The following is a 22,568-nucleotide window of genomic DNA, read 5'->3' on the forward strand; positions in this document are numbered from 1 at the left end:
CCTCCACCAGCCTCAACGGTCGCATGGCGATCAAAGGTGACGTCGACGCCGAAACCGCCGAAATGTTGCTCGCCGCCCTCTCCCCACTAGCGGCACCGCACCCGAACACCGCGACCGGAGACCGCGACGCGCGCAGTGCCGCGCAACGCCGGGCCGACGCGTTCGCCGAAATTCTGCGGCGCTACCTCGACTCCGCCACCGGACCCACCGAAGGTGGGGACCGTCCGCACCTGTCGGTGCACATCAACGCCGCCGACCTCATCGATCACCACACCGACATGTGTGACCCGAATGCTGCTGACCAGTCCGACACCGATCAGCCCGACACCGATCAGCCCGACACAGATCGGCTCGACACTGAACAACCGCGACCCGATCGCAACGCCTACCGGCAGTTGTTCGAGAACACCGACACCGGCTGGATGCCGTGGATGGGTCCGCTGACCGTGCGCTCCACGCGACGCCTTGCCTGCGACTGTGTGCGCACCACCATCGTGTTGGACGAGGACGGCTGCCCCGTCGACCTGGGTCGTACCACTCGGGTGGTGTCGAAACGGCTCCGCAAAGCGGTCGCTGCCCGCGATCGCGGGTGTTCTTTCCCTGGCTGCGGTCGACCCGAATCCTGGTGCGACGCACATCATGTGCACCATTGGGTCGACGGTGGTCCCACCGATCTGGACAACTTGGTGCTGCTGTGCCGGTTTCATCATCGGCTGATGCATCACACCGACTGGGATGTGGTGATGGGCACCGACCGCCATCCCTGGTTCATCCCACCCGCCGGAATCGACCCACGCCGACAACCCATTCCCGCCCACGGCCGAGCCAGTCCCAAGGCTGCCTGAGCCCAACAACCGAACATCGACCCCGCATCGGATCAACCACCGATGCGGAGTCGACGTGCGCTCGAACCCGTTCGACCCTAGATCAGGCTCTACACGCTCGACACCATCGGTGACGATGACCGATTTCCGCCAGCATCGGGCGAGGCAGCCCAGCTACAACTCAGGTATGACGAATGAGTCTCCGCAGGCGGAAGTCAAGGCGAACACCCCAGACGCGGACGCAGCAGAGTTTGTTGGCCGCTTCGAACGCTTCTGGGCAAATCCCGACCCCGAACGTCTCGGCGAGCTCCTTCATCCGGACGCTCACCTCAAACAACCGTTTCGACCCGAAATGCACAGCTGCGCTGCGTATGCCGACGAGCTAAGTCAGCTTCTTCAGCTGTGCCCCGACTTGGCGGGCCACCTTCTCTGGTGGTCAGCGACGCACGATGGTGTCGTCATCGAGCACACTCTGTCTGGAACGATCGCCGGGAAACGATTCTCTTTGGAAGTGCTGGATCGAATAACCCTGCGTGACGGCAAAGTTGTCGAGCGACTCGCCTACTTCGATCCCAGTCCGCTGATCGTGACGATCGCCACCCGCCCAACTGCTTGGCTGCGCTACCTCCGAATACAACTGAGCACAAGCAGATCTCGCTGAGGACGTGCCGATCGTCTTGGAGATCGACCACCGCTGCCGCGCGTATTTGCGATCTTGCTCAGCAGGAGGCCGATTCCGCTGAACCTAAAACGCGTCCCGAAACCCACTCCTCACCGTCGACCGAATCGTTTGCGCAAAACGCTTCGCATTCCCTCCAGCACGTGCCCGACACTCGCGTCGAAGGGATTGTCATGAACCATGTACGTCCACGTCGCGGACGGCCTCAGCACTCCTGCAGCCTCCAGATCGACCTTGCCGTCGACAACCAAAAGCTCGGAGAACGTCTGCACCGCTTGCGATTTCGCTTCATCGATGATCTTGTGAAACTCCGGTATCGCGGCACGGTGGAACTCGTCGATCGGCGTCTCCTTGCCGAGGGCACGCAGGTGAATGCTGTCTCGGACGTCGGCGAGAAAGGCGAGGTGATCTGCCCACAGCCGGTCGGTTTGGAACAGCAGAATCTCGCGGCAGACCTGTTCCAACGAATCGTCGGCGAGTCCCTTCTCGATCTCGCTGTAGTGATCCTTCGCCTCCGCCCGCATCAACTCGGCTGCGGCGTCACCGCTGAGCACACCGTCGCGGAATCGCAGGATGTCGTCACGCTGTCGCTCGATCAGCCTCGTGTAGCGCCACGTATTGCGATGGATCTCCAGGTTGACGCCTTCGAGGACTCGCTGCGCGTGGTCGACGTGCGGTGGCACTCGCCGATCGGTGACCTCGCCATCGTCTTCGGCGACAACCCCTTTGGGGATATTCGGCTCTCCCATCAGCACAACCTCGTCTTCGAGGCTTGCGAAGAAAACACTGCCGCCCGGGTCGCCCTGCCTGCCCGCTCGTCCACGCAGCTGATCGTCGAGCCGGCTGCTCTGGTATCTCGCGGTGCCGATCACATACAGTCCGCCACGCTCGACGACGTCGTCGTAGGTCGGGCCAGTACCTGTGTGACCGCCGAGTTTGATGTCGGTGCCGCGACCTGCCATCTGGGTGGAGACGGTGATCGCACCAGGCGCTCCGGCTTCGGCGATGATCTTCGCTTCCTCTGCGTCGTTGCGCGCGTTGAGCACTGCACACGTCAGTCCGGCTTGCACCAAAAGCTCTGCGAGCGCGTCGGATTCGGCGACGTCCTGGGTACCGATCAGAATCGGGCGGCCGTCGGCGTGCACCTTTTCGATCTCGGCGACGATCGCGGTCAGCTTCGCTTCCGCGGTTGTGAAAATGCGGTCGGGCTCGTCGATTCGGATGTTCTCCTGATCCGTCGGAATGACCGCGACCTCGAGCTCGTAGAACTCACGCAGCGTATCGGCAACGGCGACAGCGGTGCCCGTCATTCCAGCGACCGTCGGGTAGCGAGAGATCAGCGCCTGCACCGTGCTCGAATCCAGGATCTCCCCACTGTCGGAGGGCGCCAGCTGTTCCTTCGCCTCCACTGCGGCTTGCAGCCCGTCGGGCCAGCGCTGGAGCACGGCAACTCGCCCGCGCGACTGATTGATCAGCTGCACGGCTCCGTTGCGGACCAGGTAGTCGACGTCGCGGGTGAGCAACGCTTCTGCGTGCAGCGCGAGGTTGACCGAGGCAAGGCGGTCCGAGCCGGAATCGTCGTAGAGGTCGATCCCGCCGAGCGCCCGCTCGACTTCGGCCTCCCCAAGTGGGGTCAACCAGACGTTGCGGCCGGGGTCGACCTCGTAGTGCTGCTTTGGACGAAGCCGTCGAACGATGTTGGCGATCTCGACATGCGTGACCGCAGGATCCACCGACCCCGCCAGCACCAGCGGAACTCGCGCCTCGTCGACGAGCACCGAGTCGGCCTCGTCGATGATCGCGACCTCCCGGTGTGGTGCCACCTGGTCACCGGGGACAACCACGAGTCGGTCACGCAGCACGTCGAACCCGATTTCGCTGACAGCGCCGTACGTCACCTCGCACTCGTATGCGGAGCGCCGCTCGTCGTTGGTACTCGACTCCTCGACGAAGCCGACGGTGACGCCGAGTAGGTCGTAGACCGGACGCATCCATTCGGCATCGCGTCGAGCGAGGTAGTCGTTGACCGAGACAACGTGAACGTGGTTGCCGCGCAACGCATAACCGGCTGCCGCGATCGCACCGACGAGCGTCTTGCCCTCACCGGTCGCCATCTGCACGACGTTGCCCGAGAGCATGCCCATTGCACCCAACAGTTGAACGTCGAAGGGGCGTTCGCCGAGCGCGCGGTCGGCGGCCTCGCGTCCGAGCGCGCACGTGTCAGACAACCACGCCTTGTCGTCGACCGACTTCCGCAAGCGGTCCGCGGCGGCACCTATCTCCTCGTCGGACAGTTTGCGTAGGTCCGCCTCGCGCTCGCCGATCGCGGGCAACAGTTTTGTGTACCGCGTGAGGTCGACGCTTGCAGTGCGGTCTGTGAATCGCCGCAGTCGCGCGACGAGTCCCTTTCGATTCGACATCACTCGAGTGTTCCAGAACCCGCGCAGACGCCTCGGATAGTCGGCCGGGCAGTCCGGCGAGCCCGATATTGTCGCGGCATGAGTGCGGCCGGACCAGAGCACGATTTGGAGCAGTACCGCGTCGAGTTGACGGGCTACTGCTACCGGATGCTGGCGTCGCCCTTCGATGCCGAGGACGCCGTGCAGGAGACGTTCGTCAACGCCCTGCGCAGTATCGATCGCTTCGATCCTGCTCGCGGCGATGTGCGGCCGTGGCTGTATCGCATTGCCACCAACATCTGCATCGACACCGCACGAGGCCGCCAACGGCGGGCAAGAGCAATGGATCTGGCGGCGCCGTCACGCCCGGGACCCGACGTGGGAGCGCCGCTCCCGGAATATGCGTGGGTACTGCCGATCCCCGACCATCGGGCGGTGCCATCCGGTGATCCGGCCGACGTGGCGTTGCTTCGCAGCTCGATTCGCCTCGCGTTCGTCGCAGCGCTGCAACGTCTGCCCGCCCGACAGCGCGCCGTTCTCATCTTTCGGGATGTGTTGTGCTGGAAGGCAGACGAAGTTGCGCATCTGCTCGACACCACAACGGCGTCGGTGACCAGCGCGTTGCAACGTGCGCGGTCGACGCTTGCATCGGAACCACTCGGCGACGCACAACCGATGGACTCGACGCAGCAGGAATTGCTGACCCGCTACTGCGCCGCCTTCGAACGTTATGACGTCGAAGCTCTCGTTGCGTTGCTGCACGAGGATGCGACGACCTCCATGCCGCCGTACCTGTGGTGGCTACGCGGCCGCGCCGACATTCGCAGCTCGCTACTTGCCGGCGGCGACTTCTGCGCCGGCGCCCGGCTTGTTCCCACCATCGCCAACGGTGCGCCTGCGTTCGGTCAGTACCTACCGACCGGACCGGACGGCAGCCTGCGACCGTTCGCCCTCGTGGTCTTCACCATCGTCGACGCGACGATCACCGAGACAACCACCTACCTCGACCCCGACCGGCTGTTCGCACTCTTCGATCTCCCGCCGGTTCTCGTCACGACCGATTAGTTTTCGGCAGCCGACTCGTATCACTGGTGTACCCACCCGATACGAGAGGACCCGACGAACATGGCCGACTACATCGACGTCAACGGAATCAGCACCTGGTACGAGGACGGCGGGTCAGGTGCGCCGGTCGTACTGCTGCACGGTGGTCTGACCGACAGCCGAGACTTCGACGGCAACCTCGACGCGCTGGCCGCCGACTACCGGCTGCTGCTCCCCGAACGCCGCGGCCACGGCCATACCGCCGACCAGCCCGGTCCCATCACCATGGATCTGCTGGCCGAGGACTCGGCGGCCTTCATCGAGCGGATCGTCGACGGACCCGTCCGGTTGGTCGGCTACAGCGCAGGTGCCGTCGTCGCACTGGTCGTCGCGATTCGCCGACCCGATCTGGTCGACAGGTTGGTCCTGATCAGCGGTGCCTTCGACAAAAGCGGCGCCATTCTGAAGCCCAGCGCGGACGCACCACCGCCGCCGGTTCTGGTCGCGGCGTACGCGGAGGTGTCCCCGGATGGGGCCGACCACTTTCCAGTCGTCATGGCAAAGGTGGCGAGGTCGGCCAACGACGACCCGCCTATCCCCGCGGCAGACCTGGCGACCGTTGCGTGTCCGACGCTGGTCATGGCTGCCGACGACGACATCGTGACCCTCGAGCACACACTCGAGCTGTACCGGTCGATTCCCGACGCGCAACTGGCGATCGTGCCCGAAACGTCGCACCTGTTGTTGCACGAAAAGCCCGAACTGTGCACTCGCCTCGTTCGCGATTTCCTGGCAGGAACACCCACCACAACCTGGATGCCGATCCGGCGCGCCGGCACAGACTGACTCCCTGGTCAGTCGGCAAAGTACCGCCCCGGCGATATCCCGACTTCGCGGTGGAATGCGGCAACGTAGGCGCTGGGGGTGGCGTAGCCGACACGACCCGCAATGCGAGCCAGGGGCATGTTCGCAGCAAGGAGAGGCAACGACGACGCCAGCCGGACCTGAGTTCGCCACTGGCCGAACGTAATTCCGGTCTCTGCAACGAATGCCCTAGCAAGGGTCCTCGAGCTGACGCCGACGTCCGTCGCAACGTCGGCGAGGACGGCGTTGCCCGACGGGTCTGCGGCGATACGTTCGGCAACGGCGCGGGCTCGCGGGTCGGTCGGCATACGCGCGCCGATGGGAATTGTGCTGACAGGTTCGAGAGCGTCGAATACCACCGCCTCCACGCGTTGGCGCTGCTCGCCGGATAGCTTGCCTGTCGTCAAGTAATCGAACAGTTCATGCAGCAGCGGGGTGACGCGCACCATCGTCGGTGTGGACCATACGATCGGGCAGCGTTCGGGTTCGAGGAAGATGCCGCGCATGTCTGCGCCGTTCGGCGTTCCGGTCCGGTCCGGTCCGGTGAACGGCGTTGCCAGGCACCCAGAGCGCTCTCGTCGGCGGAAGGACCCAGTACCCAACTCCTACTTCGACATTAAGAACGCCGCGCGACGCCCAAGCGATCTGATGCTGCGGATGTTCGTGCGCTGGAAACCACGTTCCTGCTGGCAGGGCGGGGCCGCCGAACACCATCGCCGTGGTTTGGGTTGGAAACGGCACCGTGAAATGTCCGTCTGGCGACATAGTTTGTCAGCGTAGCTCGTGGTGGACAGCGGGTGGCCCTGCGTATTTTCGCCGTATGGGAATGAATGTGCTGCACCGCATGGCGTGCAGGTCCGCGGCTTGGGAAGTGCTAACGACTCGCAAATTGGTCCCGTGGGCACTGTGCGACCTCGACCTCGGTGAATCGACGGTCGAAATCGGGCCCGGCTACGGCGCGAATTTGCGCGCTCTTCGACTACGTACCGGTTCGTTGACCGGGGTCGAACTCGACGAGACGATGGCGAAACGATTGCAGGCATTGCATTCGGACCAGGTCACCGTGATCCACGGTGACGCTGCGAAGATGCCGCTCGGGGACGCGAGCTATACGTCTGTGGTGACATTCTCCATGCTGCACCACGTGCCCTCGGAGGAGCAGCAGGACGCGGTGTTCGCGCAAGCGCGTCGAGTGCTTCGACCCGGCGGCGTGTTTGCAGGAATGGATGGGCTGCACTCGACGGCATTTCGCCTGCTGCACACGGGCGACACCTACTTGCCGATAGCGCCCGAAGCGTTGCCGAGTCGTTTGTTCGCAGCGGGATTCGACGATGTGGCAGTCGAAACATACGGGCCGATGTTTCGATTCCACGCTCGCGTGGCTGCGTAGGCGTCGGCGGAGACTAGGGCTCAATGTGCATGGCCTCGGGAGCGAATGCCCCAACGATGTCAACGACCGGACCTCTGCTCGGTGCCTATGGTGCGTTGGACGAACTCGTCGATGAGCAGAGCTGTCCGATCCGGCTGATCTTCGGCAACCCAGGTTCGTGACCCGTGGATAGCCTCCGACTGAGATGTCGGGAAATCCGCTGCGAGCCGCTGAGCTTCGCTGTAGGGAAAGATTTTGTCCTCGGGCGCCCACGCGATCAGCACCGGCACGCTGACCGACGAAAATTGCGCCGCGGCGTCCAGCGTGTACCGATTGTTTACGGCCCGAAGGAATTTGAGACTGTCGCGCATCACGTCCGCGCTATGGGTGATCCCGAATAGGTAGTGGTCGATCAACTCGGTGTCGATCGGATCGACGGTGAGTGATCCGTAGCCGATGCGTGATCGTGCATAGACGTATCGGGCTTGCGGTATCCGCAGAATTCTGCGGGTGAGTGCGCCCGCTCCCGGGGTTCTAGCCATCCAGCACAGGTAGTCGAACAACGGCGGAGGAAAGTTCTCGTAGGTGTCGCACGGTGTCAGAACAAGTCGGGCAAGGCGTCGCGGCCGACGCGTAACAACGAGTTGGGACAGCATGCCCCCACCGTCGTTGCCGACAAGCGTCACATTCTGTAGTCCGAGGTGATCGAGTACGTCGGCGATAGTGTCGGCGATCCCGGTCGGCGTCAGATCTGCGTCTGGATTCATCGGCTCCTGGTGACCCCCGAACGGCCAGTCCGCCGTAATGCACCGATACTTTTCAGACAGGCGTGGCACCACTTTGCGCCAGGCCGCGGCGTTGACGAACAGACCATGCACAAACACGATCGGCGGTCCGCTACCGCGTTCGTAGATTTTGACCGGCCCTTGCGGCAGCCGCAGGATACGTTCAGCGCCAAGACTTTTCGCGAGATCCATCGTGATTCCTTCAATCGTCGATCGAGGCCGACCGCGGATGCAAGGACTAGTACCTCCGCTTGGAGGTCCGCCGTCCGCTTCTGCGGTGGAGTGGGACTCAGCATTGCCGACACGAGTACGTCAGTGCTTCCAGAAACATGCTGCGCGCCCACAGATCCGGGGGCTGTCTCGGAGGGTCGCCGAGGTGACGGTAGTGAAACGTGCCCTCGAACTCCGACCATTTTTCAGACGCGCAGTGACGATCACTTGTTCGCTTCGCGGACGTCCTTCCCCTGTTCGGCGAACGCGGTGAAATCCTGCATGTGCTGTTGCTGCTGCTTACGGAAGGCGCTCGGCATCAGAAGCCCCATCAGCCGCATCAGCAGACCGCTGAACCGGTATTCGCTATCGCATTCCCAGAGCGTCGTGTCCGGATTTGCTTCGGTCAGCCGATCGCGGGCGACACTCCACATGCCCGCGCCGACGATTTCCCGGTCGAAATGAACAACGGTCCCCTTGGGGATCCCGTGTAGGTCTGCCGGCTCCCGACGTGTGATCGTCTCGATGCATTCGAAACGTCGCTTCCCGGACTGCATTACGACCCGAGACGTGGTAGCGAGCTCGCCGTGGATCCCGCTCAGCGGCTCGTGCAGCACCATGCCTCGCAACCACTTCGGTAGATGTGCTGGATCGGCGAGCAGCTGGGCCACCCTCTCCAGCGGCAGGGCGACCTCGACCGAGTTGGTGAACTTCACGTCGTACTTTCCTTCTCGGCGTGGGACGACGTGCTGGGTGCGTAGAACTCGGTGGTGGCCGTGACTGCGGCCGCGACCTGCTCCGGTTCGCCACCGGCAGCCAGGTGAGCGTGGCCCCAAGCCGCGGCGCTGCGTCGGATGAACTCGCGCCCCTCGGGCGACTCCTCGAGCCCCTCGTGATCGAGGACCTCCCCGTCGGCTAGGAACCGAGCCAGGGTGAGGAGATGCAGGTCCCAGCCCACACCACCGGAACCGGGGCCGTAGGTCGGGAACATGGGCTCCCCGACCGCCGCTGCATGGACCAGCTCGAACTCGGTGCCCCCGGCAGGGCTCGGGGTCAGTAGTACCTCGACCTCGCTCGTACCCGGCCACTCGTCGGCCTCCGGCCCGAAGAGCCAGGACACCCGCAGCCGCCGCGGTGGGTCGCAATGGAGGATCTCGCCGTGCTCACCGCCGTCCAGTTCGAACGAACCCCCGAGTCGAAGGTTGCCGGTGACCGGCCTCAACCAGCGGCCAAGCCGCTCGGGGTCGGTGATGGCGTTCCACACCTCGTCGACCGGAGCGTCGTAGCAACGCCGCAGCTCGACCGTGTACGCGTCGCCGGCGGGCAGGGTCGCCGTGCCCATCGTCCGGCGGGCCGCGGCCAGTTCGTCCAGTACGTCCTTCATGTCATGGTCCTTTCGCTAGCGGATTGGCCTTGTCGGCAGGTGTGGTCAGGGATGCACGCCTGCCCCGGGCCAGCTCGGTCTCCAGGGCATCGAGCCGCTGATCCCAGAACCGGCGAAACCGGTCCAGCCATGCGTCGATCTCGCTCAGTGCCGCGGGCTCGACGGAGTAGAGCCGACGCGCACCGTCCGCCCGCACGGACGCGAACCCGCTGTCACGCAGCACACGCAGATGCTGCGAGACAGCAGGCTGGGAGATCGCGAACTCGGCTCGGATCACGTCCGTGATCGCGCCCGAGGACTGCTCACCGTCGGCGAGCAGCTCCAGAATGCGTCGGCGTCGAGGGTCGCCGAGGATGTCGAACGCGTGCACACGACGAATCGTACCGGTTTCTACTTATATAAGTCTAGACTGGCTTATCTAGCCCGCGATTCCCAGTCGTCGGGCACGGCGCTTTTCGATTTCTGCCCCGACCGCTGCGCTGATCTCGGTGCAGGTCGACCGCCGATGGTCCGGGTACTTGCGCAGCGTCGCGTAGGTCGCGGCAAGGAGTCGCCGTGTGGTGAACAGCGAGCTGGACGGAAGTTCTCGGTTGAGGACCTGCAGCAGGGTGGTCGCGCCGCTGGGATCGTCGGCCACCCGCCGGAGCACCTCGGTAGTCAGCGGCGAGGCCACCCCAGCGCGGCCCATCTGCAGCGCAAACCAGTACATGTCGTAGGACTTGCGGTCACGGTCCTGCCACCAGCGCTTCAGCGCTTCGTCCCGCGCGGTGGGTGAAACGGACGTTGCGAGTATGGCCTTCGACAGCGACTTCGCCTGGCAGAGCGCGTCGGCGATGCCTTGCGCCGGGGTGAAGTCCTTGAACTGCCCGGCGTCGCCGACGAGCACCCAGCCAGGCCCGGCGGACTCCCGAAAGTAGCTGTGCCAGTTGGCCATTACTCGCAATGGACCTTCACGTTCGGCACCGCGCACGATGTCGTAGACCTCGGGCCAGACACGGAGAGCGTTACGGAAATTGGTTTCGCGGTCGCGTTTGAACGCACGAGCATCCTGATGGTCGACGGTAACGCCGGCCATATAGAGACCGGAATCCGTAGGGCTCGCCAGCAGACCCCGATTGCCGTGGATTCCCACACGCAGCCGAGGCTCCTGCGACCCAGCGGCAAAGTAACCCCAGATCGGTGTCCGCCCCGGCGGTTTGACCAAGTACTTTCCTGCACCGACCGACTCGGCCACCACCGACCCTCGACCATCGGCTCCGACGACCAGACCGCCCGAGAGCGGACCGTCCGCGGTCTCGACACCGACCGCTCGATCGCACGACATCAGGACCCCCGTAACGCGGCACCCCGTTCGAACGTCGACGCCCGCGCGGGTGGCCGCTTCTTGCAGTTGCCGATCCAGGATCGTCCGGCGAACGTTCAGTCCTGGACTACCGGAGCTGTCGACGTCTCCGTCGATGCGGACATCGTCGTAGGTCAATGTGAAGCGAGTCAGTTGCGCTGCACCTCGAGCCGAGACCGGTTCCAGCACTCCCAACTCGGCAAGGATCTCGACACCGCGGGGCTGAATCACATGGGTAGACGGCGTCTCGCTGGGAAAGTTGGCCTTGTCGAGTAGGCACACTCGGACACCTGCTCGTGCCAGATAAGCAGCGAGTGCCGAACCAGCGCAACGGCCGCCAACGACTATCACGTCGAACGCTTCCACGGACACCTCCGAGGTCGCTCGTAGGGGTAACTTACCATTGGTAAGACTAGTTCTGATCTGGGAACTTATCAATGGAAAGATTGCACGTGGGCTATTCTCGGCACATGACCGAAGCCGACGCCCGCCGGCACTATCATCACGGTGACCTGCGAGCCACGGCAGTTGCCGCGGCCGTTGCCGAGGTCGAGGAAGTCGGCGTTTCAGCCGCCTCGATGCGTCGAATCGCCCGCCGAGCAGGTGTGTCACACGCAGCCCTCGCACACCATTTCGTCGACAAGACAGGGTTGTTCACCGCTGTTGCCGCGGAAGGGTTCACACGAATGGCCGCGGCAATCGCGCCGGCAGCTTCCGGCGACCTCGGGTTCCTTTTCGGCGGCGGAGAGTACGTGAAGTTCGCGCTCGAAAACCGCGGCTTCTACGAGGTCTTGTTCCGCCCCTACCTCTGCGACCAGACCGATCCAGCCCTCGAACAAGCCCGGACGGCAGCCTTCGACGTTCTGTACAGCAGCGCCCGAAGAAGTCTCATCGCTTCCCGCGACCCCGAGACAGTCACCGATGCCGACGTCGCGAGCCTCGTCATCGCCGGTTGGTCGATGTCGCACGGCTACGCCACCCTGCTCGGGACCGAAAACCTTGTCGATCGCCCGTCCGGAGATCTCCTTCGCGGGGTGGAGCTGTTGGCGTCACTGCTTCCGAATGGTGCGACTTAGGCTGAAATCTCAACGTCGCCAATGCATTACCGACCTCACATGCCTGATCGGACGTGTGAGGTCCGCAATTAGCGAGCGAGGTCGTGGCCAACGGCGACCTGGAACAGGTCTTCGACGACGAGGATCCGAGCCACTGGATCGCCTGCCAACGCGGGACTGTTGGCCGCAACTCCCCAAACCCGTGTACGCAGAATTTCGAGGAAGGCTACGGCGGCTGCCTCCGCGTCGAAATCGGTGATCGGGTGTTCGACGTGCAGTGTGTGCATGCCCACCACCGCGGCGGCGCAACTGCACCTGTCGCCACACACCGTCCAGGATCACCTCAAGGCGATGTTCGCCAAGTCGGTCGTGCACAGCAGGAGAGAGTTGCTGGCGCGTGCACTCGGAGCACCGGTGGCCTGAACTTCATGAATGATTCTGTCCCGCATACCTTCTGGGTCTCCACGACTACTTCACAAGCTTGTTGATTGCGTACTGCGGGCGCCCACCCAGCCGGTAGACCTGGGTCATGAGACCCTTCGAGTCGACTCGTGAGTCGATCAGGTCGAGCGCAATGTCCGGTCCGCTGTCGGGGAACAGCCGTGTGCCTTGGCCGAGGACCACGGGGACGACAAGCAGAGTCATCGCGTCGACCAGGTCGTTCTCGAGCAGCCACCGGATCAGCGCGCCACTGCCATGCACCTGCAACTCTCCCCCAGGCTTGGCCTTCAGCTCTGCGATGGCGGTTGCGAGGTCGTCAGCAAGGACAGTCGTACCCTCCCAGCGGGGTGCGGTGAGTGTGGTCGATGCGACGTACTTGGGCGTCTCGTTCAACGCCACACCGATTGGGTGCGCGCGCAGCTCGTCGATTGTTCCCCAGCCGCCGGCGAAGAGCTCATAAGTCCGCCGACCGAACAGGAACGCGTCGGCGCGCTGATAGGTCTGAGCGAGGAACGCCCTGGTCTCATCGTCACCCGCCCCCAACGCCCAGCCGCCCCGGACAAATCCATTCCGGCGATCCTCATCCGACGTACCGCCGTTTCCCTGCACAACTCCATCGACGGTGATTTGGGTCATTGTCGTCAGCTTCATTACCGCGGTCCCTTCGATCGGAACGCCTCTCGTGGGCGGCCTCACCACTACTACGAACACGGCTGTCCCGATCCGACACCGCCGCCATATCTCTTTGGACGGGGTTTCCTCCTACCTGCCTCGATCGACAAACCGATCCCCATCGAGCACCGGCACCGATTTGCTCTCGTTCACCTCTGCGGCAACCGCGACGTCGGATGCGTAGCCCGCAGCAGAAAGTTCTCGACCGGACGCGCACTGCGCCAACACGGTCCCCAACCGGTCGGACACCGAATGCCATGCCGCAGCTGCGATCTCAGCCTCCGGGGACAGCGCCAGATCCGGTCGCCGAGCGACCAACTCCGCAAGGAGCGCACCGGCACCGAAAAGATCCTCGACAGCAGGGCGAAGCGTCCCATCGGGCCAGCGCTCACCCGCCGCGATAACCGACAGGGCGGTTCCGTCACGGTGCTTCTTGGAGATCCACTCGGCCACTGCCGACGCACTACGCAATGCTGCGCCGATGCACACACCTGAAGACGCCGCGAGCGAATGCGCGATCGCGGATCCGTTCGGTGACGGCAGCACCAGCCGCTCCAATCCATTGGCCGACCGGACGGTGGCAGGCGACAGGCTCACAGCGTCTCCGGCCGCTTCGTTTCGACCGACAGCAAGGGCCGCTTGGTTATCGGCCGCGTACTGGGCCGCCGAGTTGTCGTTCCACCGATACGGCAGCACCTCTATCCCCTGATCGGCGGCCACCGACAACGTCGTGGTGAAGGACAACACGTCGACGACGACTGCCACCCCAGCATCGCCGCCGATAGCGGAAGCGCCGGATGAACCCCAGTCGAACCTGACGGCGTACGGAAGTTGTCGGTGCGCGGGATTCACACGCTCAGCCTCACACACGCGCAGTCGTCGCCAAGGACATCGGCCGCACAATCCCCCTCGAACGGGCCCTCAGTGTCCAGTTCCGACCCGGAATGTGGCACTGGTGGCCCGTTCGCGAAGCAACTAGCGCAGGTCGAACTTCTCGAGCCCGAATAGCTTCCACCGCGCGGACTCGATCGCTGGTGAATGAGCGGTTCTTTCCGACCCCGCGACCAGGCGATCGAAGCACCCCTGTAAGGCTCACACCATGAGCGAAGTTTGGCCACTGGTGCACGCGGAGCGCGCAGCACTGATCGACGACCTTGCCAACCTCACCGACGATCTATGGGACCGCCAGTCACTGTGCGGAGACTGGACGGTGCATGACGTCGCCGCTCATCTGGTGGCCAACGCGAAGACCACACGACTCGGGATCGTGCGCGCAATGGTCCGGGCGCGGTTCGACTTCGATCGCCAGACCGCCCAAGGTGTCGAGCGCGAACGCGGCTCCACTCCCCGCGAAACACTGGCGCGACTTCGGCAGGTGGCCACGCTTACGTCGACGCCGCCGGCACCGCTCGACAGCAGACTGGTCGAAGAGGTGGTCCATGGTGAAGACATCCGCGGGCCACTCGGGATCAAGCGCGACTACTCAGCAGAGGCGGTTGTCAGGTCGCTGCAGTATCAGGCACGTACACCCGTATCCTTCGGTGGCGCAAAGCAACTCGTAGCATCGATCAGGTTGCACGCCTCCGACGCCGACGTGTCGATCGGTGACGGACCTGAGGTCAGCGGTCCCGCGTTGTCGTTGCTTCTAGCAATCTCTGGACGCACCGTCGCGCTGCAAGACCTCGATGGGCCGGGATTGTCCGCGCTGATCTAGCTCGCAGCCGCGCAAAACCTCTGAGCGAATGTGGCACCGGTACCGCTATGCGGGACGGATGTCGCCTTCGCTCCGCATGCTCAGGGCAAAAAACGAGGAGCGACCCAACTTCTGGGTCGCTCCTCGTCGTATCAAGCTGTTCGACTACTGATTCGCGCGCTGGCGCTCTTCGTCGACCTTGGCAGCTGCGCGAGCGGCCTCTGCTTCGGCTTCCTTCTTGGCAGCTTCGCGCTGGTTCTCGGCCTTGTCCTGCTGGGCCTGGCCCTCGCGGGTCAGATCGTCTTGACCGGTGACGGCGCCGACGGCCTCCTTGACCTTGCCCTTGACGCCTTCGACGACGCCCTTGACTGCTTCGGCCGGTCCACTGTTCGAGTCAGTCATGCTGTTCCCTCCGTTGGGTATCCGTACAACGGTCGAATACCCGTGTAACCCGGGCGAAAACGCCGAGGCCCCCAAATGCGACCTAGCTCACCCAGATCGGTCCTCGCGGCGGCCTATGGTGGTCCTCGTGCGAACGAACGACACCACTCGCTACGGGGCGATCGCGTTCTCCGAGGCCAGCGCGGAGCGTCAACGCGCGACGGGAAGCATCAATTGGTACGGCCATCAGATGGTAGACGGCGATAATTCGGGTGAACGCCAGGAACTGGACGGACAGACTGCGGCGCTCATCCGTGAAACCGACTCACTCTTCGTTGCGACCGTAACCCCATCGGGCTGGCCCTACGTCCAACACCGAGGCGGCCCAAAGGGATTCGTCCACGTACTCGACCCATCGACGATCGCACTCGGCGATTACTCCGGCAACCAGCAGTTCGTCACCCTCGGCAACCTCGATCACGACAATCGGGTCGCACTGTTCTTCGTCGACTATGCGACCCGCACCCGGGTGAAGGTGTTCGGTCGCGCCGAGATCATCGAGCGCACAGACGATCCCGAGTTCATCGACCGTATGCTCACCACCGGCGACGGTCTTATCCGCACTCGCTGTGAACGTGCCTTCCGGATCGACGTCGAAGCGCTGGATCGCAACTGCATCAAGAACATTCCGGTCAAATACAGTGCCGAACGTATGGCCGAGTCGCTACGCCTGGCTCGCGAACCGCTGAACGACCAGATCGCACAGTTGCAACGTCGGAACCAGGAACTCGAGGCCGAGATCGCCCGGCTACGCGCCGAATAGCCTGATCAATGCTTCCCAATCGAGCGTTGCGCACCATCTGCCTCGAAGAGTTCGGCAGACCAGCGGGCGAGAACGTCGCGTGAATCCCAGTCGTCGGGATGGAAGCCCGGCCGGTTGTAGGTGTTGTAGCGAGTGACCGCGTCCCAGCTGAAAAACGGGGACTTGCGAATGTTGTTGAGGCTCTTCAGTAAACGAATCGGATTGTAGGACGCGGGGTCGGACACGAGCGAGCGACCGGTCTGAACGACGACCTCGGTCCAGAAGATCGCCGACGCCAAGTACATGATGCCGACTCGCAGCGTTTCGCTGTCGATGGTCTGGCGGTAGACGTCGAAGGCCACCGCCTTGTGCTCGGACTCTTCGAACGCGTGCCACAGCAACATCGGGCGCACTTCGGTGTCGTCGCCAACCAACTTCTGTGCACGCTCGTCGGTGAGCAGGATCTCGGCAAATGTTGCGGTGTAATGCTCGAGAGCTGCTGTGGCCGCCAAGGACCAGCTTTGCGGAAGGACCCTCTCGACCAGACCCAGCAACTGACCTACGTGGCGATCCACGCGCGCTGTCGGGTAGCCCATTTCCTGAAGTCGTTCGTTGAGCTGGCGATGCTGGTGCCGGTGCGTGGCCTCCTGGGCGATGAATCCCTTGATCGCTTCACGCAATTCGTCGTCTGTTACCTGGTCCCGGTAGTTGCGAACCGAGCGAATGAAGAAGTCTTCGCCCTCCGGAAACATTGCCGAAAGCGCGGCGACCAGGTGGCTCAGCACCAGGTCGTTGTCGACGTAGTGCTGGCGGTGCGCGCCGGTCGGATAGTCGAATCGGACTCGTCGCGCCTTGATCGGCTGCGTGGCTGGGGCGGTGGAACTTGTCATGGGCGTCTCCGTCGACGGTTCCATCTGACTAAGGCCATGGTCAGATGACCTGTCAGACTGTAGCGCGTGAGTTCGTCACGTGTCTACGGTGGAATGACCGCTGTCGAGCGCGGTCGTCAACGCCGCACGCAGTTGCTCGTGGCAGCGGTGACACTGCTGGGCACGCGCGGCGCGGCGGCCACGACCGTGACGGCGGTATGCAGTGAAGCCGGCCTCACGTCGCGGTACTTCTACGAGCAGTTTCCAGATCGCGACGCCCTGCTGCGCGGGGTTGCCGACGACGTATTCGCGACGCTGGAGGCGACACTCGTCGGGGCGATGCAGTCGGGTGTCGACGACTTCGGCGTGCTGGCACGGGCTCCGATCGACGCGTTGATTCGTCTGGTCGACAACGATCGGATTCTCGCTCGGATCATCTTCGTCGAGTCCGGTGCCGAACCGATTCTGCGGGCGCTGCGCAACGACACCGTTTCCCGAATGACGAATCTTCTGGTCGACAAGGTGAGCAACCTTTTCCCGATCCGAGATTCCGCGCTGCCCATCATGCAGTTGACGGCAACCATGATGGTCAGCGGAATGTCGGACGTGTTGCGGCGATGGCTCGACAACGAGATCGACATGTCCGCCGATCAAGTGGCCGAGCACACCACTGCTCTGTTCGCCGGTGCCGCCGCCTATGCGATGACGCTGGCCGCCCCGACCGGAGACTGAAGGCCCGCAGGATTCCACCCGAGCGCCGGGGCAACATGGGTGGCGAACGACTCCAGAATGTGCGCATTGAAATCGACACCGAGCGCCACTGGAATCGTCAGCATCAGCGTGTCGGCCGACATGACTGCTGCGTCGGCGCGCAGCTGCTCGATCAGCACGTCGGGCTCGGCGGCGTAGGTTTTGCCGAAAGTGGATCGGTAGCCGTCGATCACGCCGACCTGATCGGAATCGGTGGACCCGAAGTATGCGCGGTCGAGATCGTTGATCAACGGAAAGACGCTGCGGCTGACCGATACTCGTGGCTTGCCTGGATGTCCGGCCTCGTCCCATGCTGCGCGGAAGCGGTCGATCTGTTCGGCCTGAAGGTCGGCGAACGGGATGCCCGCATCCTCGGTCAGCAGCGTCGACGACATCAGGTTCACGCCTTGACGGCCTGCCCATTCAGCGCTGTCGCGAGTCGCCGAGCCCCACCAGATCCGGCTCTTCAGTCCTGGCGAAAGCGGGCGGATGGGCTGCGGCCGATCGGAGCCGGTCATTCGCGGGTCGCCGGCTGCAATACCTTCGCCGTCGATCGCCGCGATGAACTGGTCGAACTTTTCCCGGGCGATGTCTGCGCCTCTGGGATCCTTGCTACCCGTGTAGCCGAACGATTCGTAGCCTCGGGTCACGGTCTCCGGCGATCCACGACTCATCCCCAGTGCGATTCGCTGATCGGCGATGATGTCGAGCGACGCAGCCTCCTCCGCGAGGTAAAGCGGGTTCTCGTAGCGCAGGTCGATCACGCCGGTTCCGACCTCGATGTGTTTGGTCCGAGCCGCGATCGCAGCCAGCAACGTCATCGGGGCGGACTGTTGCCTGGCGAAATGATGCACTCGGAAATAGGCGCCGTTGACGCCGAGTTCGTCGGCGCGGACGGATAGGTCGATCGCTTGGTGCAGAGACGCATGCGCATCGATGACCTTCGATCCCCGACCGGGGCCGTAGTTTCCGAAAGACAAGAACCCGAATTTCTCCATGTTTGGTTGAACGTTGAATCAGTTCGGGACATTCCCAGCTCGACCGCCTGTGGCTGACGCTCTGTCGCTGTGGTTGACATGCATGTGACCCACCGATACATTAACTTTACAAAACCGTCCGATTGTCAACTTCGCGCAAGCGGACCGACAACCCCGGCCACGGGTGCTGTCATCAACAAACGGTAGTCAACAAGGGAGTTGAACGATGTCTATGACGATCGAGTCCGTCGACGAGAACACCGACGGCGACTTCGCCAAATACGTCGAGAAGCTGCACCAACTGTCCGAGGGTTCGGTACACAAGCGTTTCGATCCCTACGTCGACATCGACTGGAACTCGCCCGAGCTGGCTGTTTTCGCCAACGACGAGCGCTGGATCCTGCCCGAGTCCGCCGATCCGTTGACCAACGGCGATTGGTACCGCTCGCTGCCGAAAGAGAAGCAGATCGCGATCGGCATGTGGCGTCAAGCCAACGTCGCAAAGGTCGGCTTGCAGTTCGAGCAGATCCTGATCAACGGCATGTTGAACTACATCCAGACGCTGCCGAACGGCTCGCCCGAGTTCCGCTACTGCACTCACGAGATCATCGAAGAGGGCAACCACACCCTCATGTTCCAGGAGATGGTGAATCGCGTCGGCATGAATGTGCCCGGCGGATCGCCGTACATGAAGGTTTTCTCACCTCTTTTCCCGCTTGCCGGGCGGCTTATGCCTCTCGTGTTTTTTGTGGGAGTCCTCGCAGGTGAGGAGCCGATCGATCACATTCAAAAGTCGATCCTGCGCTCCGGCGAAGAGATTCACCCGATCATGGCCAACGTCATGCGTATTCACGTCGCCGAGGAAGCCCGCCACATCTCGTTCGCCCACGAGTTCCTCGAGCACCACATCAAAGAACTGAACACTGCCAACCGGCTCGCGCTGTCGATCGCATTCCCGATCGTCATGCGGGTGCTGTGTGACTTCATCGCTGTCCCGCCGCCGCAGTTCTGGGAAACCTTCGACATCCCGAAGTCCGTCAAGCGCGAGTTGTTCTGGGATCACCCGAAGTCGCAGCAGACTCTGCGGAACTACTTCGCGGACGTGCGGATGCTCGCCGAGAAGGCCGGCCTGATGAACCCCGTTTCCAAGCGAATCTGGAAGCTGATGGGGATCGACGGCAAGCAGTCGCGTTACCGCAGCGAGCCGAACCGCGCCGAGGCGGTTCTGCTGAAGTCCGCGTAGCGCCCGAGCCGCCGGTACGCACCGCGAGCAATAATGCGGTCATGGGGAAGACATACGAACGGATCGACGGCAGGTTGCGGGCGTTCATCGAGGAGCAGCCACTGTTCTTCACCGGCACCGCACCGCTGACCGAGGATGGGCACGTCAACATCTCGCCCAAGGGCCGCGCGGGTTCGCTCCGAGTGCTCGACGACCGAACCGTCGCTTACCTCGACTTCGGCGGGAGTCACGCGGAGACGATTGCCCACCTACGGGAAAACGGCCGAATCACGTTGATGTGGTGTGCATTCACCGGCCCGCCCAACATTGTGAGGGTCCACGGGACGGGTGTGCCCGTGTTCCGCGACGATCCACGCTTTCCCGAGTTGGTCAGCGGGTTCGGCGATGCAGACGCGCCAGGCTTGCGAGCGGTCATCGTCGTCACCGCAAAACTCATCAGTGACACATGCGGATTCGCCGTGCCGTTTATGGACTACCGCGAGGAGCGGACGCTGCACACGGACTACTTCGGCCGCAAATCCGAAGAGGAGTTCGCTGCCTACTGCGAGAGCAAGGACCACAACGGCGTCAGCATCGACGGACTGCCCGCCCTGCCGTTGCCACTGCCGCCGCGGGACCGATCTGCCGCGTCGAGTGCATAGCTGCTCAGGCTGAATCGGCCTTCTGCGCCTGCAAACCTATGCACTCGACGGGGTGCACACCACAGCGGTCGCGTTGTTCTCGGCCTCGACGCCCGCGTCACCGATCCGCTGCGCCAAACGCAATCGCAGGTCAGCTCTGGCCTGGTGTTCGAGGGTCAGGATGTTCGAGTGGGTCGAGACCATGTTCACCCATGCGTCCGCCGCGTAGTGCTGTCGCTCACTGACGTGCCGCCGCTCGACCTCGAAACCATGCCGTTCGATCAGCGTCAGCAATTCTTGATTGTGCGCAGCGTCGATCGGCGACTGGAGCTCTGGACCGAGATACCCGGAGTAGATCTCGTCGAGCTCCTGTTTCGGCGGAGTGATCGGTGTGAGGCGATTCGACAGCAGCACCAGACGGCCTCGGTCGCGAAGGATCGTGGCGCACTTTTCGAGTGCGTGTTTCGGCTCTACCCAGTGAAACGATTGAGCGAAGACAACCAGGTCGAACGACCGCCCGTTCGGCAGCCAGTCCTCGAAGGTGGACCGTTCGACGTCGATACCGTTGGCAACGGCTACCTGTCCCATTCGCGAATCAGGTTCGACGGCAAGGACATCCGCTCCGGCCTCGCGGAGTTGCATCGACGCGATACCCGTTCCTGCCCCGACGTCCAGTACCCGCACGTGGCCGGATCCAACCAACTCCGTGATCAGAGCGAGTGGGTAACGCGGCCGGTAGCGGTGGTAGTCACTGGCAGCGCGGCCGAATGCCTCGGCACGGCGTCGATCGGTGTGGGCTGGTTGTCGCATCGACATCCTCCAAGTGTGCCGAGTGCATAGCTGTTCAGGCTGAATCAGCCCTTCGAGCCTGCAAACCTATGCACTCGATGCTTTCTTGAATGCCTTGACAGCACGCATGGCTTCGGGCGTCACCTCGTCGGCAATATCGGCGAAGTCGTTGTGCTTCTTCAGATATGACGCAACGTATGGGCAGATCGGCACGATCCGCTTACCGTCGCTGCGGGTTTCGTTCAGCGCCGCCGTCACGAGCACACTCGCCAAACCCTGGCCGGCAAAACGATCGTCGACCTCGGTATGGAAGAAGATCCGCTGACTACCCTCGTCGATGTACTCGGTGAAACCAGCGACGTCGTCTCCGACGAGAACCTCGAACCTGTGCCGGTCCGGTGCGTTCCGAACTGCCATTCGATCGTCTCCGTTCATAAGGGTCAGCGCTTACCTGCGACCGCGTCCAGGATGATGTCGGCCGTCGCCTGCGGTTGTGCGACGAAGGATGCGTGCGATGAGGCGACCTCACGAACAGAGGCACCCATTCGCGCTGCTTGGAAGCGTTGCGACGACGCCGGAACCACCCTGTCCTCTGTGGTGACCAAGTACCAGCTTGGTGTCGTCCGCCAGGACGGCGCTCCCGAGAGTTCCAGGTTCGCAGCTACTGCGAAACTTCGCTGCCGCTCCGCCATCTCCGCTGCTTTCGCTTCGCTCACATCGGCAGCGAAGATCGGACGGAAGAGTTCGCGGGTGATGACGAGGTCGACGTTGGTACCGCCGGGGAATGTCGGATCCGCCACGACCTTGGGCAGCACCACCGGCGGAACGAGCAAGGTGATCGGGAAGCGGATGGGATCGAGCAGCAAGGCCGCAGGCTCGTTGAGGTCGGTCGCAATCGCGGAGATGAAGACGAGCGCCTGCACGCTCGGGTTGTTCACGTTGCTGATGACTTCGCCGCCGTAGGAGTGCCCGACAAGCACGATGGGACCGGAGATATCTGCGAGCACTTTCTCGATCGCCGCGGGGTCGTTCGCCGGTCCGCGCAACGGATTGACGGGTACGACGACCTCGTAGCCGCGGTCTCGCAGTATCTGCGCCACGTCGTCGAAGCCGGACGGATCGGCGAACGCACCGTGAACCAGCACGATGGTCGGTCGAACGTCGGCGGCGGCAGGTCCGGCGCCGCCCACGACAACGAGGCCCAGTGTGCACACGAGACCCATCACGAACGAAAGGACGACACTTCGGATCCGGCGTTGGCGCATCATTCGTCGACCTTCCCACACTGTCCGCGGTTTACACCCCGGCAGTCTGGGTAATAACTGCTCAACCAGCTGCAAATCTCCACATCAGCGGTATGTTCAGCCCCTTGGGCG

General features: G+C 63.3%; 28 protein-coding genes. 12 read left to right on the forward strand and 16 right to left on the reverse strand.

Going from position 1 to position 22,568, the window contains the following annotated elements; all coding sequences use genetic code 11:
* Window positions 1–845: HNH endonuclease signature motif containing protein (locus tag ACHIRB_RS17695; protein WP_395127736.1), on the forward strand; the 845-nt coding region annotated here is incomplete at its 5' end.
* Window positions 846–1,011: 166 nt separating this feature from the next.
* Entirely contained in the window at window positions 1,012–1,485 is a 474-nt protein-coding gene (locus tag ACHIRB_RS17700) for a nuclear transport factor 2 family protein (protein WP_395125790.1), read from the forward strand.
* A 110-nt stretch (window positions 1,486–1,595) separates the two neighbouring features.
* Here ACHIRB_RS17700 and secA2 read toward each other — a convergent pair whose 3' ends face one another.
* A complete protein-coding gene (gene secA2 / locus ACHIRB_RS17705) occupies window positions 1,596–3,923 on the reverse strand; it encodes an accessory Sec system translocase SecA2 (RefSeq protein WP_395125791.1) in 2,328 nt (775 codons plus the stop codon).
* A 78-nt stretch (window positions 3,924–4,001) separates the two neighbouring features.
* Between secA2 and ACHIRB_RS17710 the strand changes: the two genes are divergently transcribed.
* Window positions 4,002–4,967: an RNA polymerase subunit sigma-70 gene (locus ACHIRB_RS17710; protein WP_395112761.1), complete on the forward strand. Its 966-nt coding sequence runs from the start codon at window positions 4,002–4,004 to the stop codon at window positions 4,965–4,967.
* Between the two features lie 60 nt (window positions 4,968–5,027).
* A complete protein-coding gene (locus ACHIRB_RS17715; protein ID WP_395125792.1) occupies window positions 5,028–5,792 on the forward strand; it encodes an alpha/beta fold hydrolase in 765 nt (254 codons plus the stop codon).
* 8 nt (window positions 5,793–5,800) lie between these two features.
* Here ACHIRB_RS17715 and ACHIRB_RS17720 read toward each other — a convergent pair whose 3' ends face one another.
* Window positions 5,801–6,316, reverse strand: a complete 516-nt coding sequence (locus tag ACHIRB_RS17720) for an AraC family transcriptional regulator (protein ID WP_395125793.1) — start codon at window positions 6,314–6,316, stop codon at window positions 5,801–5,803.
* Window positions 6,317–6,630: 314 nt separating this feature from the next.
* Between ACHIRB_RS17720 and ACHIRB_RS17725 the strand changes: the two genes are divergently transcribed.
* On the forward strand, window positions 6,631–7,200 hold the full coding sequence (locus ACHIRB_RS17725) for a class I SAM-dependent methyltransferase (protein WP_395125794.1): 570 nt from the start codon (window positions 6,631–6,633) through the stop codon (window positions 7,198–7,200).
* A gap of 59 nt (window positions 7,201–7,259) precedes the next feature.
* On the opposite strand, the gene ACHIRB_RS17730 is transcribed toward ACHIRB_RS17725, so the two are convergent.
* The 5 genes from ACHIRB_RS17730 to ACHIRB_RS17750 all read right to left on the reverse strand — a co-directional run bounded on the left by ACHIRB_RS17730 (window position 7,260) and on the right by ACHIRB_RS17750 (window position 11,266).
* Window positions 7,260–8,156, reverse strand: coding sequence for an alpha/beta fold hydrolase (locus ACHIRB_RS17730; protein ID WP_395125795.1), 897 nt, complete (start codon window positions 8,154–8,156; stop codon window positions 7,260–7,262).
* Between the two features lie 242 nt (window positions 8,157–8,398).
* Window positions 8,399–8,890: an SRPBCC family protein gene (locus ACHIRB_RS17735; protein ID WP_395125796.1), complete on the reverse strand. Its 492-nt coding sequence runs from the start codon at window positions 8,888–8,890 to the stop codon at window positions 8,399–8,401.
* Window positions 8,887–9,558 carry an SRPBCC family protein gene (locus ACHIRB_RS17740; RefSeq protein WP_395125797.1) on the reverse strand — a complete coding sequence of 224 codons (672 nt, stop codon included), beginning with the start codon at window positions 9,556–9,558 and terminating at the stop codon, window positions 8,887–8,889. Before ACHIRB_RS17740 ends, ACHIRB_RS17735 begins: the two co-directional genes overlap by 4 nt.
* 1 nt (window position 9,559) lies before the next feature.
* On the reverse strand, window positions 9,560–9,928 hold the full coding sequence (locus ACHIRB_RS17745) for an ArsR/SmtB family transcription factor (protein ID WP_395125798.1): 369 nt from the start codon (window positions 9,926–9,928) through the stop codon (window positions 9,560–9,562).
* 48 nt (window positions 9,929–9,976) lie between these two features.
* Complete coding sequence (locus ACHIRB_RS17750; RefSeq protein ID WP_395125799.1) at window positions 9,977–11,266, reverse strand: NAD(P)/FAD-dependent oxidoreductase; 1,290 nt, start codon at window positions 11,264–11,266, stop codon at window positions 9,977–9,979.
* Between the two features lie 104 nt (window positions 11,267–11,370).
* On the opposite strand from ACHIRB_RS17750, the gene ACHIRB_RS17755 reads away from it, so the two are divergent.
* On the forward strand, window positions 11,371–11,976 hold the full coding sequence (locus tag ACHIRB_RS17755) for a TetR/AcrR family transcriptional regulator (RefSeq protein ID WP_395125800.1): 606 nt from the start codon (window positions 11,371–11,373) through the stop codon (window positions 11,974–11,976).
* Window positions 11,977–12,044: 68 nt separating this feature from the next.
* Here ACHIRB_RS17755 and ACHIRB_RS17760 read toward each other — a convergent pair whose 3' ends face one another.
* Entirely contained in the window at window positions 12,045–12,242 is a 198-nt protein-coding gene (locus tag ACHIRB_RS17760) for a hypothetical protein (protein ID WP_395125801.1), read from the reverse strand.
* Here ACHIRB_RS17760 and ACHIRB_RS17765 point away from each other — a divergent pair.
* Window positions 12,241–12,378 carry a LuxR C-terminal-related transcriptional regulator gene (locus ACHIRB_RS17765; protein WP_395125802.1) on the forward strand — a complete coding sequence of 46 codons (138 nt, stop codon included), beginning with the start codon at window positions 12,241–12,243 and terminating at the stop codon, window positions 12,376–12,378. The genes ACHIRB_RS17760 and ACHIRB_RS17765 overlap by 2 nt on opposite strands.
* 45 nt (window positions 12,379–12,423) lie before the next feature.
* Here the strand turns inward: ACHIRB_RS17765 and ACHIRB_RS17770 are convergent, their stop codons facing one another.
* Together ACHIRB_RS17770 and ACHIRB_RS17775 are read right to left on the reverse strand one after the other, a co-directional pair.
* Window positions 12,424–13,032 (reverse strand): dihydrofolate reductase family protein, encoded by a 609-nt coding sequence (locus ACHIRB_RS17770; protein ID WP_395125803.1) that lies wholly within the window; start codon window positions 13,030–13,032, stop codon window positions 12,424–12,426.
* A gap of 126 nt (window positions 13,033–13,158) precedes the next feature.
* Complete coding sequence (locus tag ACHIRB_RS17775; RefSeq protein WP_395125804.1) at window positions 13,159–13,920, reverse strand: 2-phosphosulfolactate phosphatase; 762 nt, start codon at window positions 13,918–13,920, stop codon at window positions 13,159–13,161.
* Window positions 13,921–14,167: 247 nt separating this feature from the next.
* Here ACHIRB_RS17775 and ACHIRB_RS17780 point away from each other — a divergent pair, with 247 nt between their 5' ends.
* Window positions 14,168–14,782: a maleylpyruvate isomerase family mycothiol-dependent enzyme gene (locus ACHIRB_RS17780; protein ID WP_395125805.1), complete on the forward strand. Its 615-nt coding sequence runs from the start codon at window positions 14,168–14,170 to the stop codon at window positions 14,780–14,782.
* Between the two features lie 144 nt (window positions 14,783–14,926).
* Here ACHIRB_RS17780 and mbp1 read toward each other — a convergent pair whose 3' ends face one another.
* Window positions 14,927–15,163, reverse strand: coding sequence for a microaggregate-binding protein 1 (mbp1, locus tag ACHIRB_RS17785; RefSeq protein ID WP_199704137.1), 237 nt, complete (start codon window positions 15,161–15,163; stop codon window positions 14,927–14,929).
* Window positions 15,164–15,290: 127 nt separating this feature from the next.
* Between mbp1 and ACHIRB_RS17790 the strand changes: the two genes are divergently transcribed.
* Window positions 15,291–15,965 (forward strand): pyridoxamine 5'-phosphate oxidase family protein, encoded by a 675-nt coding sequence (locus ACHIRB_RS17790; protein WP_395125806.1) that lies wholly within the window; start codon window positions 15,291–15,293, stop codon window positions 15,963–15,965.
* A gap of 5 nt (window positions 15,966–15,970) precedes the next feature.
* Here the strand turns inward: ACHIRB_RS17790 and ACHIRB_RS17795 are convergent, their stop codons facing one another.
* On the reverse strand, window positions 15,971–16,834 hold the full coding sequence (locus ACHIRB_RS17795) for a metal-dependent hydrolase (protein ID WP_395125807.1): 864 nt from the start codon (window positions 16,832–16,834) through the stop codon (window positions 15,971–15,973).
* A 66-nt stretch (window positions 16,835–16,900) separates the two neighbouring features.
* Here ACHIRB_RS17795 and ACHIRB_RS17800 point away from each other — a divergent pair, with 66 nt between their 5' ends.
* Window positions 16,901–17,545, forward strand: a complete 645-nt coding sequence (locus ACHIRB_RS17800; RefSeq protein WP_395125808.1) for a TetR/AcrR family transcriptional regulator — start codon at window positions 16,901–16,903, stop codon at window positions 17,543–17,545.
* Here ACHIRB_RS17800 and ACHIRB_RS17805 read toward each other — a convergent pair.
* The gene (locus ACHIRB_RS17805) at window positions 17,509–18,561 is read right to left on the reverse strand and encodes an LLM class flavin-dependent oxidoreductase (RefSeq protein WP_395125809.1); all 1,053 of its coding nucleotides are present in this window, start codon (window positions 18,559–18,561) and stop codon (window positions 17,509–17,511) included. The genes ACHIRB_RS17800 and ACHIRB_RS17805 overlap by 37 nt on opposite strands.
* A gap of 211 nt (window positions 18,562–18,772) precedes the next feature.
* On the opposite strand from ACHIRB_RS17805, the gene ACHIRB_RS17810 reads away from it, so the two are divergent.
* Both ACHIRB_RS17810 and ACHIRB_RS17815 read left to right on the forward strand, forming a co-directional pair.
* Window positions 18,773–19,783 (forward strand): AurF N-oxygenase family protein, encoded by a 1,011-nt coding sequence (locus ACHIRB_RS17810; protein WP_395125818.1) that lies wholly within the window; start codon window positions 18,773–18,775, stop codon window positions 19,781–19,783.
* A gap of 41 nt (window positions 19,784–19,824) precedes the next feature.
* Entirely contained in the window at window positions 19,825–20,424 is a 600-nt protein-coding gene (locus ACHIRB_RS17815) for a pyridoxamine 5'-phosphate oxidase family protein (protein WP_395125810.1), read from the forward strand.
* 36 nt (window positions 20,425–20,460) lie between these two features.
* Here ACHIRB_RS17815 and ACHIRB_RS17820 read toward each other — a convergent pair whose 3' ends face one another.
* From ACHIRB_RS17820 to ACHIRB_RS17830, 3 genes are read right to left on the reverse strand one after another with little or no spacing between them, the layout of a single operon-like run.
* Entirely contained in the window at window positions 20,461–21,219 is a 759-nt protein-coding gene (locus tag ACHIRB_RS17820) for a class I SAM-dependent methyltransferase (RefSeq protein ID WP_395125811.1), read from the reverse strand.
* A 60-nt stretch (window positions 21,220–21,279) separates the two neighbouring features.
* Window positions 21,280–21,609 (reverse strand): GNAT family N-acetyltransferase, encoded by a 330-nt coding sequence (locus tag ACHIRB_RS17825; RefSeq protein WP_395125812.1) that lies wholly within the window; start codon window positions 21,607–21,609, stop codon window positions 21,280–21,282.
* Window positions 21,610–21,632: 23 nt separating this feature from the next.
* Complete coding sequence (locus ACHIRB_RS17830) at window positions 21,633–22,457, reverse strand: alpha/beta hydrolase (protein ID WP_395125819.1); 825 nt, start codon at window positions 22,455–22,457, stop codon at window positions 21,633–21,635.
* Window positions 22,458–22,568 lie beyond the last annotated feature (111 nt).

Source organism: Antrihabitans spumae, assembly GCF_043944905.1.
GTDB classification, from domain to species: domain Bacteria; phylum Actinomycetota; class Actinomycetes; order Mycobacteriales; family Mycobacteriaceae; genus Antrihabitans; species Antrihabitans spumae.